The organism is Nonomuraea sp. NPDC051298, assembly GCF_055586305.1.
On record NZ_JBVJIM010000002.1, the window covers coordinates 22,627 to 36,584 of the forward strand.

Annotated in this window: 16 protein-coding genes; 11 read left to right on the plus strand and 5 right to left on the minus strand. The window is 70.0% G+C overall.

Annotated elements, in window-relative coordinates:
• Positions 1-59: 59 nt before the first annotated feature.
• The gene (locus tag ACZ6S0_RS05210) at positions 60-710 is read right to left on the minus strand and encodes a DUF6461 domain-containing protein (protein WP_465913442.1); all 651 of its coding nucleotides are present in this window, start codon (positions 708-710) and stop codon (positions 60-62) included.
• Between the two features lie 319 nt (positions 711-1,029).
• On the opposite strand from ACZ6S0_RS05210, the gene ACZ6S0_RS05215 reads away from it, so the two are divergent.
• The 7 genes from ACZ6S0_RS05215 (at position 1,030) to ACZ6S0_RS05245 (ending at position 5,970) form a co-directional block, all read left to right on the plus strand.
• Entirely contained in the window at positions 1,030-1,257 is a 228-nt protein-coding gene (locus ACZ6S0_RS05215) for a hypothetical protein (protein ID WP_465913444.1), read from the plus strand.
• Positions 1,258-1,389: 132 nt separating this feature from the next.
• Positions 1,390-1,953 (plus strand): TlpA disulfide reductase family protein, encoded by a 564-nt coding sequence (locus ACZ6S0_RS05220; RefSeq protein ID WP_465913445.1) that lies wholly within the window; start codon positions 1,390-1,392, stop codon positions 1,951-1,953.
• Positions 1,954-2,069: 116 nt separating this feature from the next.
• Positions 2,070-2,273: a hypothetical protein gene (locus tag ACZ6S0_RS05225; RefSeq protein WP_465913447.1), complete on the plus strand. Its 204-nt coding sequence runs from the start codon at positions 2,070-2,072 to the stop codon at positions 2,271-2,273.
• 157 nt (positions 2,274-2,430) lie between these two features.
• A complete protein-coding gene (locus ACZ6S0_RS05230) occupies positions 2,431-2,973 on the plus strand; it encodes a MauE/DoxX family redox-associated membrane protein (RefSeq protein WP_465913449.1) in 543 nt (180 codons plus the stop codon).
• Between the two features lie 28 nt (positions 2,974-3,001).
• Entirely contained in the window at positions 3,002-3,583 is a 582-nt protein-coding gene (locus ACZ6S0_RS05235; protein ID WP_465913451.1) for a peroxiredoxin family protein, read from the plus strand.
• A 24-nt stretch (positions 3,584-3,607) separates the two neighbouring features.
• The gene (locus ACZ6S0_RS05240; protein WP_465913453.1) at positions 3,608-5,521 is read left to right on the plus strand and encodes an ABC transporter ATP-binding protein; all 1,914 of its coding nucleotides are present in this window, start codon (positions 3,608-3,610) and stop codon (positions 5,519-5,521) included.
• Complete coding sequence (locus tag ACZ6S0_RS05245; RefSeq protein WP_465913455.1) at positions 5,518-5,970, plus strand: S26 family signal peptidase; 453 nt, start codon at positions 5,518-5,520, stop codon at positions 5,968-5,970. Before ACZ6S0_RS05240 ends, ACZ6S0_RS05245 begins: the two co-directional genes overlap by 4 nt.
• Here ACZ6S0_RS05245 and ACZ6S0_RS05250 read toward each other — a convergent pair.
• Positions 5,960-6,361, minus strand: coding sequence for a hypothetical protein (locus tag ACZ6S0_RS05250; RefSeq protein ID WP_465915248.1), 402 nt, complete (start codon positions 6,359-6,361; stop codon positions 5,960-5,962). The two genes, ACZ6S0_RS05245 and ACZ6S0_RS05250, sit on opposite strands and share 11 nt — an antisense overlap.
• Here ACZ6S0_RS05250 and ACZ6S0_RS05255 point away from each other — a divergent pair.
• Positions 6,309-6,485: a phosphoenolpyruvate hydrolase family protein gene (locus ACZ6S0_RS05255; RefSeq protein WP_465915203.1), complete on the plus strand. Its 177-nt coding sequence runs from the start codon at positions 6,309-6,311 to the stop codon at positions 6,483-6,485. The genes ACZ6S0_RS05250 and ACZ6S0_RS05255 overlap by 53 nt on opposite strands.
• A gap of 61 nt (positions 6,486-6,546) precedes the next feature.
• Positions 6,547-6,963, plus strand: coding sequence for a cupin domain-containing protein (locus tag ACZ6S0_RS05260; RefSeq protein WP_465913458.1), 417 nt, complete (start codon positions 6,547-6,549; stop codon positions 6,961-6,963).
• Positions 6,964-7,065: 102 nt separating this feature from the next.
• Here the strand turns inward: ACZ6S0_RS05260 and ACZ6S0_RS05265 are convergent, their stop codons facing one another.
• A complete protein-coding gene (locus tag ACZ6S0_RS05265) occupies positions 7,066-8,487 on the minus strand; it encodes a phosphatidylinositol-specific phospholipase C domain-containing protein (RefSeq protein ID WP_465913461.1) in 1,422 nt (473 codons plus the stop codon).
• A gap of 369 nt (positions 8,488-8,856) precedes the next feature.
• Between ACZ6S0_RS05265 and ACZ6S0_RS05270 the strand changes: the two genes are divergently transcribed.
• Positions 8,857-10,302 carry a PstS family phosphate ABC transporter substrate-binding protein gene (locus ACZ6S0_RS05270; protein WP_465913463.1) on the plus strand — a complete coding sequence of 482 codons (1,446 nt, stop codon included), beginning with the start codon at positions 8,857-8,859 and terminating at the stop codon, positions 10,300-10,302.
• A 109-nt stretch (positions 10,303-10,411) separates the two neighbouring features.
• Here the strand turns inward: ACZ6S0_RS05270 and ACZ6S0_RS05275 are convergent, their stop codons facing one another.
• Positions 10,412-10,789 (minus strand): YbaB/EbfC family nucleoid-associated protein, encoded by a 378-nt coding sequence (locus tag ACZ6S0_RS05275; RefSeq protein WP_465913465.1) that lies wholly within the window; start codon positions 10,787-10,789, stop codon positions 10,412-10,414.
• A gap of 271 nt (positions 10,790-11,060) precedes the next feature.
• On the opposite strand from ACZ6S0_RS05275, the gene ACZ6S0_RS05280 reads away from it, so the two are divergent.
• Positions 11,061-11,384: a hypothetical protein gene (locus ACZ6S0_RS05280; protein WP_465913467.1), complete on the plus strand. Its 324-nt coding sequence runs from the start codon at positions 11,061-11,063 to the stop codon at positions 11,382-11,384.
• Here ACZ6S0_RS05280 and ACZ6S0_RS05285 read toward each other — a convergent pair.
• Positions 11,381-13,744: an AfsR/SARP family transcriptional regulator gene (locus ACZ6S0_RS05285; RefSeq protein ID WP_465913468.1), complete on the minus strand. Its 2,364-nt coding sequence runs from the start codon at positions 13,742-13,744 to the stop codon at positions 11,381-11,383. The two genes, ACZ6S0_RS05280 and ACZ6S0_RS05285, sit on opposite strands and share 4 nt — an antisense overlap.
• Positions 13,745-13,958: the final 214 nt, after the last annotated feature.

A 13,958-nucleotide genomic window follows, 5' to 3' on the forward strand; every position in this document is an offset into this window, starting at 1 on the left:
GATGCTGTCCAACTATCACCACCGAGCGGTCAGCATCGGCGAATTACTGACTCAGGACGCTAGAAGACGTATCTCACCGGCCTCGTGCTGTCGGGCGAGTGGAATTCGGTGAACGAGAAGAAGCGCAGCGGCGTTGCCATGACCTGACGGTTGAACGGAAGGCCTGTGACGCGAGCGGCGATGGAGATCGCCAGGCTGATGTGGGCTGTTCCATCCTCGGCTTCTGCTTCGTCCTCTTCCTCTTCCCAGTCTGTGTACGTCACTGGGAGAAGGCCTGATGCGATCAGGTCGGGCAGCAGCTCGTCGGGAGACCTTCCACCTCTGCTGTCCGGGTCCATGATGTGGAACCCGCAGACTAGAGCACCGTTCTCGACGTAGGCGAATCTCGGCGACCCGATGGTGAAATTGACGACCACGGTCATGCGGGTGTCACGCGACAAAAGGCCGGCGAGCTCGTCTGTGTACGCGACGTGGCCGCCGCGCTCCAGCATTATCGTGCCACTTTCGGCGCTGTGAATGCCCGCGATGAAAAGCTGATCGGATTCCTCCTTGCTCACGTTCGGCACGCCGACGGAGTGCAGAGCAGAAATAACAAGATCGGCTGGCTTTTCAGCGATGAAAGTAAGGCAGAACCCGTTGATCCAGTAATGGTGGAATTCGTCTGCGAACCATTGATGATCGCTGCCGTCGCTCACCGTTCCGCCTGACATGTTGGGAATGTCGCTGGCATGTTACACCACTCCCAGCATGTCGCGGACGGATGGTCAGTCGCCGTTTTCGGGGAAGTTGAGCCCATCCTTGTTTCTGTTGCGCCGTCGTCCACCATGGCCGACCAATTATTGGCTAACCTATTGTTCACTCTGTGTGTGGATTCATGGTCGCGGCGAAATGGGAACTCGTCGCACTTCCCTTGGTTGCCGGGGCTGCAGTCAGGGCGAGGGTGTGCCCGCGCCCACCGCCTCCTGGCGGTCGGCTCGGCCCTCGGCGGCGGGCCGTCGCCCGAGGCCCGCCGCAGCGCGCCTCCTCATCGTGGCGATCGGCACCGCCGCCATCGTGCAACTGCTCCGCCGACGAGCTGTCCAGCACCGCACGCCTGATCGACCTGCTGTGGAGGCCAAGTTTTCGCCGTTCGAGCGTCAGGGCGCGCCGCGCAGAGGCCGGTTCACCGCGTCCCGGCCGCTCGTCGTCGCCGACCTCATCGGGGTGGCCATCGAGGTGTACGTGCAGCTCGGAAGCGCGCGGACCTCGTCACCATGACTCGACAACGACCCTGACACCAGCAAACCGGTCCTCAAAAATTGGGCATTGCGGTTTGTCCCCTTCTGGGTGATCATCTACGGGTAGCCACGGCGTACGGGTGCTCGTAGGTTCTGGGAGAGGACGCCTGTCGTGATATTCGCGGTAGTGGGGCTGGTGCTGGTCGGCATCGTCGGCTTATCGAACCTGGCGATCCTGCTGGTCGTGCTCCGCCGATGGCGAGAGCTGGAGGCCACCGGCGGTGGCGGCCACGGTCACGGTTCCCCCGGTGCCGAAGCCTCCTCCACCGTCCGGATGATCGATCGCATTCCGAACTTCTCCGCCCGCGCCCTCGACGGCACCACCGTGACCGAGCGCTCACTGCTCGGGAAGGAAGCCCTGGTCGGATTCTTCTCCCTCACCTGCAAGGCCTGCGTCGAGGCCGTGCCCCTCTTCGCCGGGCACGCCGAGCGGCTGCGGGCCGCCGGAGGGACTTCCTTGGCGATCGTCCACGGAGACGACTCGGCCGGCAGCGAGCTGGCCGCGACGCTCGATGAGGTGGTCGACATCGTGATCGCCGAGGACTCGAAGGCCGAGTTGTCGAAGCTGTACGGAACCAAGCACTACCCCACCTACGCCTGGTACGGCCCGAACGGCCTGGTGACCACGGCGGGCGCGGGCATAGCGGCCCTGCGAACAGAGCTGATCGCCCCTTGACGTCCCGAAGCCCGTCCCCCGTGCCCGCGGGCTGCAGGGCCGCCACGTTCGACCCATTCGTGGCGGCGCTCGGCCCGTGTGTGGAAAACCGCTCACCTCACCCCCAAGGAGAGATCATGTTCCAAAGCGTGACCCGGCGTGTCACCCGCGCCGTCGAGGCGCTGCTTCCCCAGGCCACCGCCGACGCCGGCTGCCCGCCGGACTCGTGGATGGAGTACAAGACCCAGGGCGGCGTGTGCTTCGGCCGTACCTGCACCATCAACGGCGCCTGCGTGAAGCACTGCGGCCCCTGGTACAGCTACAGCAACAACTACTGCTGACGCCCTCCTGCCGCCGGTTCGCATGACACCTGATTGACGCGCCGCGTGGCCGCTCTCGCCGAGGGCGGCCACGCGGGTCCTGGCGCTCCCGGAACGCGCGTGCCCGCCTTCGCCAGGGCGGTCGCGCGCTCACGCACCACCTCCTCGAGGAGCTTCCGTGCTGTACGTATCGTTCGCCTGCCGCCTCGTCGTGGCGGCGGTCATGGCGCTCGCGGCGGTGGCCAAACTGCGCTCACCGGGCACTTTTGCCGCCTCGCTGGAAGGCTTGGACTTCGTTCCCGCGCGACTGCGTCGTCCGCTGGCCGTGCTGGTTCCGGCCGCCGAGTTGCTCATGGCGCTGCTGCTGGCCCTGCCGGACACCGTCACCGCCGGCTTCCTGGCCGCCACGCTGTTCTGCTGCGGCCTGACGGCCGTTCCGATCCTCGTCGTGGCCCGCGGGAAGAAGGTGAAGTGCGCCTGCTTCGGCGCCAGTGAGGTGCCCATGGGCGGCTGGCACATCGCCCGCAACGCGGTGCTGCTGGCGGCGGCGGGACTGGGCTCGTTCGTGGCGCTCGCTCTCGGCGACGGTGTTCCCGCAGACGTTCCGGGGATCGCGCTGGCCGTGGTCGCGGCCGGCGTGCTCACCACTTTGATCGTCTTCGTCGATGACATCGCCGCGCTCTTCAAGTCCCCGGTCGCGGCCGGGGATCTCGGCCGGTGAGACGGCGCCGGGGCCGGAAAGGACATCCGTGGAATACCTCGTCGCAGGGCTCGTTCTGGTCTCTGCGCTCACCGCGCTGAACCTCGTGCTGACCCTGGCCGTGGTGCGTCGCTGGCGCGCCCGTATGAGCACTTCGCCGGCCGCTCACCCGCACCGCCACGACTCCGCCTCCTCCGCCGGGGAACCGTGGCTGGGCATCACACCCGGAGACCGGATGCCCGGATTCTCCGCGATCACCACCGACGGCGCCACGGTCACCGACGAGGAGCTGGCCGGTCGGCCCGCGCTGATCGCCTTCCTCACGCTGGACTGCGCGAGCTGCGACGACAGCGTGCCCGAGTTCGGCGAGCACGCGCGCCGGGTACGGGACGCGGGCGGCCGGGTACTGGCCACGGTGGTCGGCGTCGACGCGGCGGGAAGTGAACTGGCCGCCCAGCTCGTGGGTGTCGCGGACCATGTGGTGCCCGAATTCCTCGACGCACCGGTCGGCGCTGCGTTCGGGGTCCGTTTCTACCCGGGATTCGCCCACTACGGTCCCGACGGAGTCGCCACCGCAGCCAGTGTCGGCCTGCAGGGGCTGGGCGAGACCGCCCGGCCTTCGGTGCCGTGAGCGGCGGCGATGACGCCAGGTGACGTGACGGAGCCCGGCGTCTCCGTCGTCCGCGCAATGAAGGCGGCGTACGCGCTCGCCTGGCGGGCCTGCCCCGGCATGCTGCTCCTCCAACTCGTCACGGCGGTGATCGGGGGCACGGCGCCGGTGGCCACCGCCTGGCTGACCAAGATCGCGCTCGACGAGATCACCGCCCCCGCCCCTCGTACCGGGGCACTGGTGTGGATGGCGGCCGGCATCGGTGTCCTGGGCATCGCGATGGCCACCGCCTCGGCCGTCACGAACTACGCGCAGGGGCGCGCCCGGCGCGCCATCGGCCTGCACTCGCAGGACCGGCTGTTCGACGCGGTCAACCGGATGAGCGGGCTGGCGCGCCTGGAGGAGCCGCGCTTCCATGACCGGCTGCGGCTGGCCCAGCAGTCCGCGGAACACGCCCCGGACCAGTTGGTCCAGATGGGCCTGTCCACACTGCAGGGGACCCTCGGCATCGCCGGGTTCCTGGGCACGCTGGTGGCGATCAACCCCGTCATGACCGGCGCCGCGCTGGCGGCCGCCGCCCCCGCGATGATCGCCCATCTGACGCTGGGCCGGCGGCGGGCGGGGCTCATGTGGCGTACCAGCCCCGGCATGCGACGCAAGATCTTCTACCAGATGCTGCTGACGGACCTGCAGGCTGCCAAGGAGGTCCGCCTGTTCGGGCTGGGGAGCTTCCTGCACGGCCGGATGCTCACCGAGGTGCGCGCGGCCAACAGCGCCGAGGACCGGCTGGAGCGGGGCGTGGTGCGCGTCCAGGTCTTCCTGGCCGTCCTCGGAGCGCTGTTGTCGGCCGCGGGGCTGCTGTGGGCCGTGCACGCCGCAGCCGCCAGGACGATCAGCGTCGGTGACGTGTCGGTCTTCATCGCCTCACTGGCCGGGCTTCAGGCCGGGCTCAGCGTGCTGGTGCACGGCATCGCCATGGGACATCAGTCCGCTCTGGTCTTCCACCACTATCTGACGGTGGTCGGGGTGCGGGACGACCTGGCCGCGCCCTCGCAGCCTCGGGAGATCGCCCCGCTGGCCCGTTCCATCGAACTGCGCGATGTGTGGTTCCGCTACGGCGAGGGCTCTCCGTGGGTGCTGCGCGGGCTGAACCTGACCATCCCGTACGGCACCAGCCTGGCCGTGGTCGGGCTCAACGGCGCGGGCAAGAGCACCCTCGTCAAGCTGCTCTGCCGGTTCTACGACCCGCAGCGCGGCTCCGTGCTGTGGGACGGGGTGGACATCCGCGACGTTCCCGTGGCGCAGTTGCGTCAGCGGATCGGGGCCGTGTTCCAGGACTACATGGACTACGACCTCACCGCCGCCGAGAACATCGGGCTCGGGGACCTGGCGGCGATCGACGACCCGGATCGGATCCTGGCGGCGGCCGATCGCGCCGGGGTCCACGAGACCGTCGAGCGGCTGCCGGACGGCTACCAGACGCTGCTGAGCAGGGTGTTCCACGCAGGAGAGGAGGAGGACGACGAGGAGGGCGCGCGAACGAGCGGCGTCCACCTCTCCGGCGGGCAGTGGCAGCGCCTGGCGCTGGCCCGGGGGCTGATGCGCCAGGGCCGCGACCTGATGATCCTGGACGAGCCCAGCTCGGGCCTCGACGCGGTGGCCGAGGCGGCGGTCCACGACCGGCTGCGGGAGCTGCGCGCGGGCTCCACCAGCGTCCTGGTCTCCCACCGGCTCAGCGCCGTCCGCCGGGCCGACCGGATCGTCGTCGTGCAGGACGGCCAGATCCTCGAGAGCGGCGACCACGCCTCCCTCACCGCGTCCCAGGACAGCGTCTACGCCAGGCTCTTCCGCACGCAGGCGGAGGGCTACCAGGAGGATCCGGCCTCGCCGGCGGGTGACGTCGTCGGGCCGCTGCCCGGGGAGGGCGGCGCGGTGCCGACCTCGGTGGCCGGCGGATGAGCCAGACCCTGATCTGGGTCGGCGCGGCGGTGCTGGTGATCGGGATCGTACCGGCGGCCCGCCTGCTGCTGTCCACCGTCACCGTACGGGGCGGCAGCATGACCCCGGCCCTGCATCACGGTGATGTGCTGCTGGTGCTGCGCCACCGGCGCCGGGCCAGGCCCGGCCGGATCGTGGTCGTCCGGCGGCCCGACCCGCGTACGGGGTGGAACGGCCCCGTCGCCTCCGGCGGGTGGTACGTCAAACGGGTCGTCGCGGCGGCAGGGGACCCGGTGCCGCCCTGGGTGGCGGGGGACCAGCCCGGCCACGTGCCGCCGGGCATGCTGGTGCTGCGCGGAGACCATCCCCGCTCGGAGGACTCCAAGCAGTGGGGCCTGTGCCCGGCGGACCGGATGTACGGAGTGGTGCTGCTGCGGCTGCGCACCGGCGGCGAGCGCGTCACGGCCTGACCCGCTGATGCGGTCTTTCGCGTTCGTCTTGGCGCCACAGAGCCGCCAGGCGGGCGATGCCGTCGGTGAGGTCGGAGGCGGGCTGCCAGAACGGGATGCGGAGGTGGTCGGTGAACCCCCCGACGGCGGAGAACACCGGGCCGGGAACGATGGAGATGTTGCATCGTTGGGCCACACGGGCGAACGCGGTGGCGTCCGTCCCGGGAAGCCTGACCCAGAGGGCGCTTCCCCCGAGGGGTTCGGTCCATGACCATTCGGGGGCGTGGGCGCGGAGGGCGTCCAGGGCGGTCTCGAGCCCGGCGCGTGACGCCGCCGCGGCGGTCAACCCCGACGTGCTCGTGCTCTGCCACGGCGGCCCGATCGCTGAGCCCGCCGACGTCGCCTTCGTCATGGAACGCACCACCGGGATAGCCGGGTTCTTCGGCGCGTCCTCCATGGAACGCCTGCCCACCGAGCGCGCGATCGCCGAGCAGGCTCGTGCCTTCAAGAAGATCGTCGCCCACCACCCGCGGTAGCCGGGACCTCTCATCCCCCCGCGAAACGCCTGTACCTACGACGAGACAAGGACCACCGACCGTGCACAGAAAACCCGATGCGCTGCCCACCATGGTCTTCGACTGGGGTTCGATCACCTGGCTGGTCACGCCGGACAGCGTCGCCGGAGCCAGCTCGACGCTGGGCGAAGTGATCATCAACCCGAACCGGGGCCACGATCGCCACGTACACCCCGACGCCGACGAGATCCTCTACATCATCGACGGCGAGGGGCTCCAGACGGTCGGCGACAGCGGCGAGTTCCCCGTGAAGACCGGCGACGCCGTCTGGATCCCCCGCGGCACGCCGCATTCGACGTTCAACTCGAGCTGGCGTCCCCTGCGGGTTCTCGCCACCTACACCCCCGGCGGCGCCGAAGCCGCGCTGCGGGACGCACCCGACTTCATCGAACTGGCGGCGGGCATCGCGCCCACCTGGAAGGCCGGCAACCACGGCTGAAATCCGCAGCACCGAACCGCTCGGCGCCCTGACATCGCGACGCCTCGCCCGGAGGTACGAGGGAGCGAACGATTTTCCGGCCGCCGCCCCCTCGCGGGTTCGTCACCGGATGGCGCCGGATCGGGTGAGAAGGTCCTGGTACCAGGTGTCGTACGGGCGATTGGTCGCCGGATGGTTGGCCAGTGGGTTCGTCGCGTCGCCCGCCGAGTCGAAGTTCCAGCCGCGGGCGAGGCGGCCGGCCTGCCGGGCCGCGGTGAGGAACGCCGACTGGGCGGCGGGCGCGGCGTGGAACAGCGCGCCCTGCTGGAGCTCCGCGCTGTCGCCCTGCTGGAACTCGTCGAAGGCGACCTGCTGGTAGCGGATGCGGTCGCCGGTGTGCCTGTCGGTGTCGATGCGCAGGGTCTGGGACGGGGTCGGGCCGTCGGCGCCGGTCCACACGCGCACGCGCGAGGTGCCGCTGGTCGAGGTGGTCTTGTCGTGGCGGGCGTCGGAGGTCTTGGCGTTGCCGCTCCACGAGGCCGTCATCGCGCCGGCGTCGAGCACGCCGTCCCAGCTCCAGTTCTGGTTGCTGCTCTGGCTGCGGTGGATCTCGCGCAGCCGGGTGCCGGCCGCGTCGGTGAACCTGATCGTGGGCAGGACGCCGTCGTCGTACTTGCGGCTGGCCGACCAGGTGATCTCGCCGTCGGCGCCGAGGCGGCCCACGCGGTACCACAGCGTGGTCGCGTTCTGGGACTGGTGGACCTCGACCAGGTCGCCGTTGTCGTTCAGCGCCACGGCCGGTGTGACGCCGTTGTCGTACTTTCCGTGGCGTAGCCAGGTGACCCGGCCGTCGGCGCCGTACCTGCCGGACCAGTACCAGAGCGCGCCCGAACCCGAGTCGTGCACCTCCACGACCTGGCCGCGGCCGTTGATCGCGACGGCCGGGTTGTAGCCGATGTCCCGCTTGTACTGGGTGCGGGTCTTGCCGTCGCCGGAGATCAGGGGGAGCACCCGGCCGCGCAGCGCGTCCACGGTCGGCGGGGTCGCCGGGTAGTCCTCGGCCCGGAACAGCCGCGCGCCGAAGACGGAGACGAACTCCTGGTTGAGCGCCGCCAGGTTGCCCGCGGCGTACGAGGTGTTGTCGGTGAGGTCGTCCTTGATGTCGAGCGCGACGACGATGGGCGCGGCGGTGGGATGCTGCGCGGACCAGGTGTTGATCACGTTGAGCCAGTCGCGCAGGAGGTTCGACGCGGGGTTGCCCGCGTGGTCGACCTGGTTGCCCGGGGAGTCGTGGCCGATGGAGTAGTCGCGCGAGGTGGCGTAGTCGTTGTCGTGAATGTCGAGTTCGATGAAGCGGATGCCTTGGTCGAGCTGGTAGGTGATCGAGTTCCTGGCGCCGGAGATGTTTCCCGAGTAGCTGTTGTGCGTGGCGCCGAAGATCGCCGAGGGTAACGGCTGATCCGCCAGCGCTTCGGTGGGCCCGGTGATCAGCAGCGTGGCCGCGGCGACGGCGAGCGCGGACAGGACGGTTCTTGAACGCAGCATCCTCTGATCCTCACGTCGGGGATCTTCCCAGCCAATACGATCACGCGCGTCCGGCCAACCCGGTCCTGGCATGCGACCTTTTCCGTACGCCGGTCGCGATATCATTCACTTGGTCGGCTGAATAAGCGAGCACCGCACCTGAACAGCCGGTTAACTCTCGCGGAACCTCGCCGCCACCCCACGTCGGCCGCCATCCACGCACGTATTTTGTCTATCCCATCCTCATTTGCTCCTGCGTGGCGGAGGCGCAACGTGGACAACTTTCCATGGGAAGTCGTTTTCGCGGCGTTTGGTATCCTTGTTCCACTTGTGGCCTTTCTGTGGGAGTTTATCTTTGTCGGCCGCAAGCGGCTGGGCTATCGCGTGCAGATGGACACCGTCGCCGCCGCCGACGTCAGCTCGCAGAGCGCCGGAGTGCTGAAACAGCTACAGCCGGAAGACGGCAGGAAACTGGTCGACCCATCGTTCGTGCTGCTGCGCATCGAGAACACCGGCGCGAAGAACATCGACACCCACGACTACGCGGTCCTCGACGACGACAAGGTCGGCATCCGCATCACGTTCCCGGGACGTCGGCTGGCCGGAATGGTGGTGACCGAGCTGAGCGACGACTTCCTGCGCCACTCCTTCGGCGAGGACTCCGGGCTGACCATGCTCGACGGGATCATCGAGCTCCCCAAGGTGCCGTTGAACCACTCCCAGCACTACAAGGTCCTCGCCGCCCTCGAACGGGACCCCGACAACACCAGCGGCTCTCTCAAGTTCGAGGACCCGAGGATCGTCGGCGGCATCAAGGGCGGAGTCGGGAACGGGGGGATACGCGAGACCAAGAGCCGCACCGGAACCTCCTGGCGGACGACCGCACTGATCGGCTTCCTCGTGGTGATGATCGCCCTGCAGTTCGGCACCTACCTGCGCCGCGACTCGATCCCCCTGGACTGCGCGACAGGCACGCTCATCCTCACCGGCTCCACCGCCTTCGAACCCGTCCTGCGGGAGGCCGCCGCCTCGTACAGACGCACCTGCCCCGGCGTCGGCTTCGCCTTCGAGTTGCAGGGTAGCGGCGTGGGCATCCGGGCGCTCGACGAGGCGGGGCGCAAGAGCGCCTCCGCGAACAACGACCGGCTGACGTTCTCCGACGGCCCCAAAGCGGAGGGGTATCCCAAGCTGCTGCCGCGCCCCATCGCGCTGTCCCTGTTCACCCTCGTGATCAGCAAGGAGGCAGGAGTGGAGGATCTGTCCCTGGACGAGATCAAGCGGATCTACGACGAGCGGGTCACCACCTGGAAGGAGCTGGGCGGAAACGACCAGCCGGTCCGGTTCGTCGACCGGCACTCCGACTCCGGGACCAGAAAGGCGTTCGAGCAGAAGATCCTCGGCGAGGGGGAACCCGGCGACACCTCCGACGACTGCCTGAAGCGCAGGGCCGACGCCCCGCCCGGAATCGTACGCTGCGTACGAGGCTCCACCGATGACGTGCTGGACGCCGTCGCCAAGACCCCGGGCGCCATCGGCTACAGCGAGGTCGGGGCCGCCTTCGCCCGTTCCGACCTGCTGACCGTACGGATCAACGGCCATCGGGCGACGCCGGAGGCGGCAGACTACGGGGCCTACCCGTTCTGGGAGACGGAGTACGCCTACACCTACGGGGAGCCCGATGCCGACTCGCCGGCCGCCAGCTTCCTGCGGTACCTGACGAACGAGGTCGGCAAGGACATCGTGCGCTCACACAGCCACCGCCCGTGCGGCGAACTGCAGAACCCGGAGCTGTGCCATCCCCTGGACCCCACGCCGAACTCGTCCCCACTTCAGTGAGCTTCTTCCTTGACCAGCCGGGTGCCGTAGGCGGTGGACGTCTCTGTTCGTGTCGCTCATCGTTCGAACTCTGGTCTCATGCGCCCGGGATCTCCGTCCGGCCGCGCGCTCACGGCTTCGGCTGCATCAGCCGGTCGAGCCTCGCGGTGAGTTCGTTCGCGACGACGAGGATCTCGTCCATGCGGGCGTGGGCGTCGGCCTTGACGTCCTGGAGCAGGGTGGTCAGCTCGGGCGTCTCCATACGCAGGGCCTCGGGGACGGCCTGCGCGGCCCGCTCCTGCGCGGCGTCGCGGGCCCGCCCGAACGCTTCCCTGATCGCGGCCGACAGCTCCTCCGAGGAAAGGCGCATCGCCCGCGGGTCGATCTTCAGGCCGACCAGGTCGCTGGTGCCGTCGACCTCAACCTCGACCAGGCCGTTCGCCGCCGCGGCCGTCTCCCGCAGTGCGGTGAACCGCGTGACGAGATCGGGCTGTTCCGCGGCTGTCATGCGTTTCACTCCCCGCCATTAACGCGATTTCTGGTCATTACGGACGGGGACGATCCAAGCAGATGACGCTGAGAACCCCTGAAAACGATCATTAACATTCACGGACGATTCGCTGAACGTTCCCATGGAGCCATCCTCCGTGACCGGCCGGCCCTTCCGTGTGGGCGCTGGGCGGGCACGGGTCGGGCGGCGAGCGGGCGGGCCGTCGTTAGCGTTCTCAACTGCTCCTCCCCTCACGACTCAGAGAGGTTCAGCAGTGAAATTCCGAAGGATGACCACATTCCTGGTCGCGTGCACGGTGGCGGCGGCGGGGCTGTCGACCGCGATGGTCGTGCCGGCCGCCGGAGCCACCGCCGACCGGCCGTGTTCGTGGCGTAAGGCCAAGCTGCACTACATGGGCCAGACGCCTTCCGATTTCGGGGGCTCGCGCACCGTGACCATTCTCAACTGCCACCCGACGAAACGGAAGGCGACCATCGACGTGTCCCGGTCGCCCGACCCGGACTGCCAGAAGATTCCGTTCGGGAAGACCCGCAAGTTCACGTACATGACGCTCCGGGGTCTCGCGTCGTACAACAAGCCGAAGTGGTGCTAGCTCGCCGAGGTGTGGGCGCCGGGCTCATCGGGCCCGGCGGCCCCTTCGGCCCTGGTGGCGCGGGCCGGGGCGAGGTGGTCCAGCAGGGCGGTGCCGTCGTCCTCGACGATCTCGGCCCGGAGAAGACGCATTCGCGTGACGACGAAGACGTCGTGCGACTGGACGGCGGCGTCGGCGATGCCGTCCAGCAGGCGGAGGGCGTCGTCGCGGCGCTCGTTCGCCGTCAGGAACGGGGTCAGGCACGCGGCGAGTTCCGCGGCGCCGCGTACCTCGCCCAGTTCGGCGGCGTCGAGGGCGAGGCCGATCACGTCGCGATGCTCCGCCGCCAGCCAGGAACGGCCGTAGGGCGGCACGTCGCGCGCCGGGCGGTCGGCTGCCGGGTGGCCGGGGCGGACGAGGTCCTTGCCGGCGCTCAGGACCTGGTCCTTCGCCGCCGAGACGAGCCGGCGCGCGGCCATCCGGCGTTCCTGGGCGTCCGCGTCTGTCTCGGCGACCTCGAGGGCGAACTCCCGCACCAGGCCGTGCAGGCGGTAGCGGGGCTGGCCGGCGTCGTCGATCTCGTGGACGGTCAGCAGCCCCGCGCCCAGCAGCGCCTCGATCGCCCTGTCGGCGCCGAGGGACGAATCCCCGAGCAGCGCGGTGAGGGACCAGTCGGTCACGCTGTCCAGCGCCGCCGTTCCGATCAGGCGGAACGCGCGCCGCGCCGGGTCGGTGAGCGCCGCGTAGCCGGCCGCGAATCCGGCGCGCAGCTCCAGGCGTCCGGCGACCAGCTCGTCCAGCCGGCTGCCCGCGCCGTTCAGCCGCGCCGCCAGGCCGGCCAACTGCCAGGAGGGGCGCAGGGCGAGCCGTGCGCCGGCGATCCGCACGGCGCGCGGGAGCCGGCCGCACGCCCGCAGAATCTCCCGTACGGCACCGGGCTCGGCGCCGACGCGTCGCCGCCCGGCGAGCGATCCGAGCAGATCGCGCGCCTCGGCTTCCGAGGGGAGGTCCAGGCGGAACGGCCTGGCCCCTTCCAGGCCGCAGAGCGGGCCGCGGGACGAGATCAGCACCGCGCAGCCGGGCGTGCCGGGCAGCAGCGGTTCCACCTGGGCTTCGTCGCGTGCGTCGTCGAGCACGACGAGCACCGCCCGGTCGGCGACGAGGCGGCGGTAGACGGCGGCCCGGTCCTCCGCTGAGTCCGGCATGCCGTCGCCGCTCACCCCGAGGGCGCGCAGCAACTCCTCCAGGACGTCGGCGGGTTCCTTCGGCGTCGCCGACGACCCGTGCAGCCGCGCGAAGAGCTGGCCGTGCGGGAAGAACGGGCGCAGCCGATGCGCGACGTGCAGGGTGAGGGCCGTCTTGCCCACTCCGGGCAGGCCGTGGACCGCGGCGACGGCGGGTGCGGACTTCGCGTCGTGGAGCAGCGCGGTGATCCGCTCCTGCTCCGCGGCCCGTCCGACGAAGTCGGCGACATCGGCGGGCAGCAGGCAGATCGGGCGTGAAGGCGGGGTGTCCCCGGACGGTTCGGATCGCCGCCGAGGTTCGGGCCGCCTGTGCGGCCACGGACTCCTGGGCCGATGCGGGCTCGTGGGCCGATGCGGGCTCGTGGGCTGAGGCGGGCTCTCGGGCTGAGGCGGTGCGGGGGAGCCCGTGAGCACGTTCTGGTGCAGATCGTGTAATTCGGCGGAGGGTTCGATCCCGAGCTCCTCGGCGAACCGGTCGCGTACGGCGCGGTACACCGCGAGCGCGTCCGCCCGCCGCCCGCTGCCCTGGAGGGCACGCATGAGGAGCGCGTGCGGCCGTTCGCACAAGGGGTGTTCCACGACCATGCGGCTCATCTCGGCGACGACCTCGGGGTGCCTTCCCAGCTCCAGCATGATCTCGGCCCGCGTCTCGATCGCCGTTCTGCGCGCCTCCTGGAGCCGCGCCGCCTCGGCGGCGGCCCGCGATCCCCGCAGTTCGGTGAACGGATCTCCACGCCACCGGGCGAGCGCCGCTTCGAGCAGGCCCACGGCGTCGCCGGGGCGGCCCGCGTCCCTCGCGCGATCGGCGTCCCCCGCGAGGGCGGCGAAGGCGTCGGTGTCGAGCCTGGCGCGGCGGCCGTCCAGCAGGTATCCGGAAGCGTGGGTGACGATCAGCTTCGCGCCGGCCGGGCCGAACGCCCCGCGTACGTCGGCGACCAGCGTACGCACCCTGCCGGCCGGGGAGGCGGGCGGGAGCCGTCCCCACAGCTCGTCGACGAGCCGGTCGACGGAGCAGACCCGGCCCGGCTCCAGCAGGAGCGCGGCGAGCAACGCGCGCCGCTGCGCGGTGAACGCGATCTCCCGTCCCGCGACACTCGCCCGCACCGGTCCCAGGACGCCGAGCTCCACCGGATGCATCGTCCCCAGACCTCCTGTACGCGAGCCGGTTGCCCCTCGCCTCTCGGTCGCGGCGCATTCGGCGTGCAGGAAGCCGGTCCGTGCGGGGCGCGTTCACCCCAACGACGAAGGGCTCCGGCGTGAGGGGACAGCGGAAGGTGTGATCTGCGTCTCGCCGGAGACCTCTCGTGCGGGCCCGGTCATTCGCGGTCACGGACCAAGGCGTAGATTCCAG

Coding starts and splice junctions, on each gene's coding strand:
- ACZ6S0_RS05265 (WP_465913461.1), bottom strand. CDS start 8,487: ATGCTGCGTTCAAGAACCGTCCTGTCCGCGCTCGCCGTCGCCGCGGCC.
- ACZ6S0_RS05275 (WP_465913465.1), bottom strand. CDS start 10,789: ATGACAGCCGCGGAACAGCCCGATCTCGTCACGCGGTTCACCGCACTG.
- ACZ6S0_RS05280 (WP_465913467.1), top strand. CDS start 11,061: ATGACCACATTCCTGGTCGCGTGCACGGTGGCGGCGGCGGGGCTGTCG.
- ACZ6S0_RS05245 (WP_465913455.1), top strand. CDS start 5,518: ATGAGCCAGACCCTGATCTGGGTCGGCGCGGCGGTGCTGGTGATCGGG.
- ACZ6S0_RS05210 (WP_465913442.1), bottom strand. CDS start 710: ATGTCAGGCGGAACGGTGAGCGACGGCAGCGATCATCAATGGTTCGCA.
- ACZ6S0_RS05250 (WP_465915248.1), bottom strand. CDS start 6,361: ATGACGAAGGCGACGTCGGCGGGCTCAGCGATCGGGCCGCCGTGGCAG.
- ACZ6S0_RS05270 (WP_465913463.1), top strand. CDS start 8,857: ATGGACACCGTCGCCGCCGCCGACGTCAGCTCGCAGAGCGCCGGAGTG.
- ACZ6S0_RS05285 (WP_465913468.1), bottom strand. CDS start 13,744: ATGCATCCGGTGGAGCTCGGCGTCCTGGGACCGGTGCGGGCGAGTGTC.
- ACZ6S0_RS05225 (WP_465913447.1), top strand. CDS start 2,070: ATGTTCCAAAGCGTGACCCGGCGTGTCACCCGCGCCGTCGAGGCGCTG.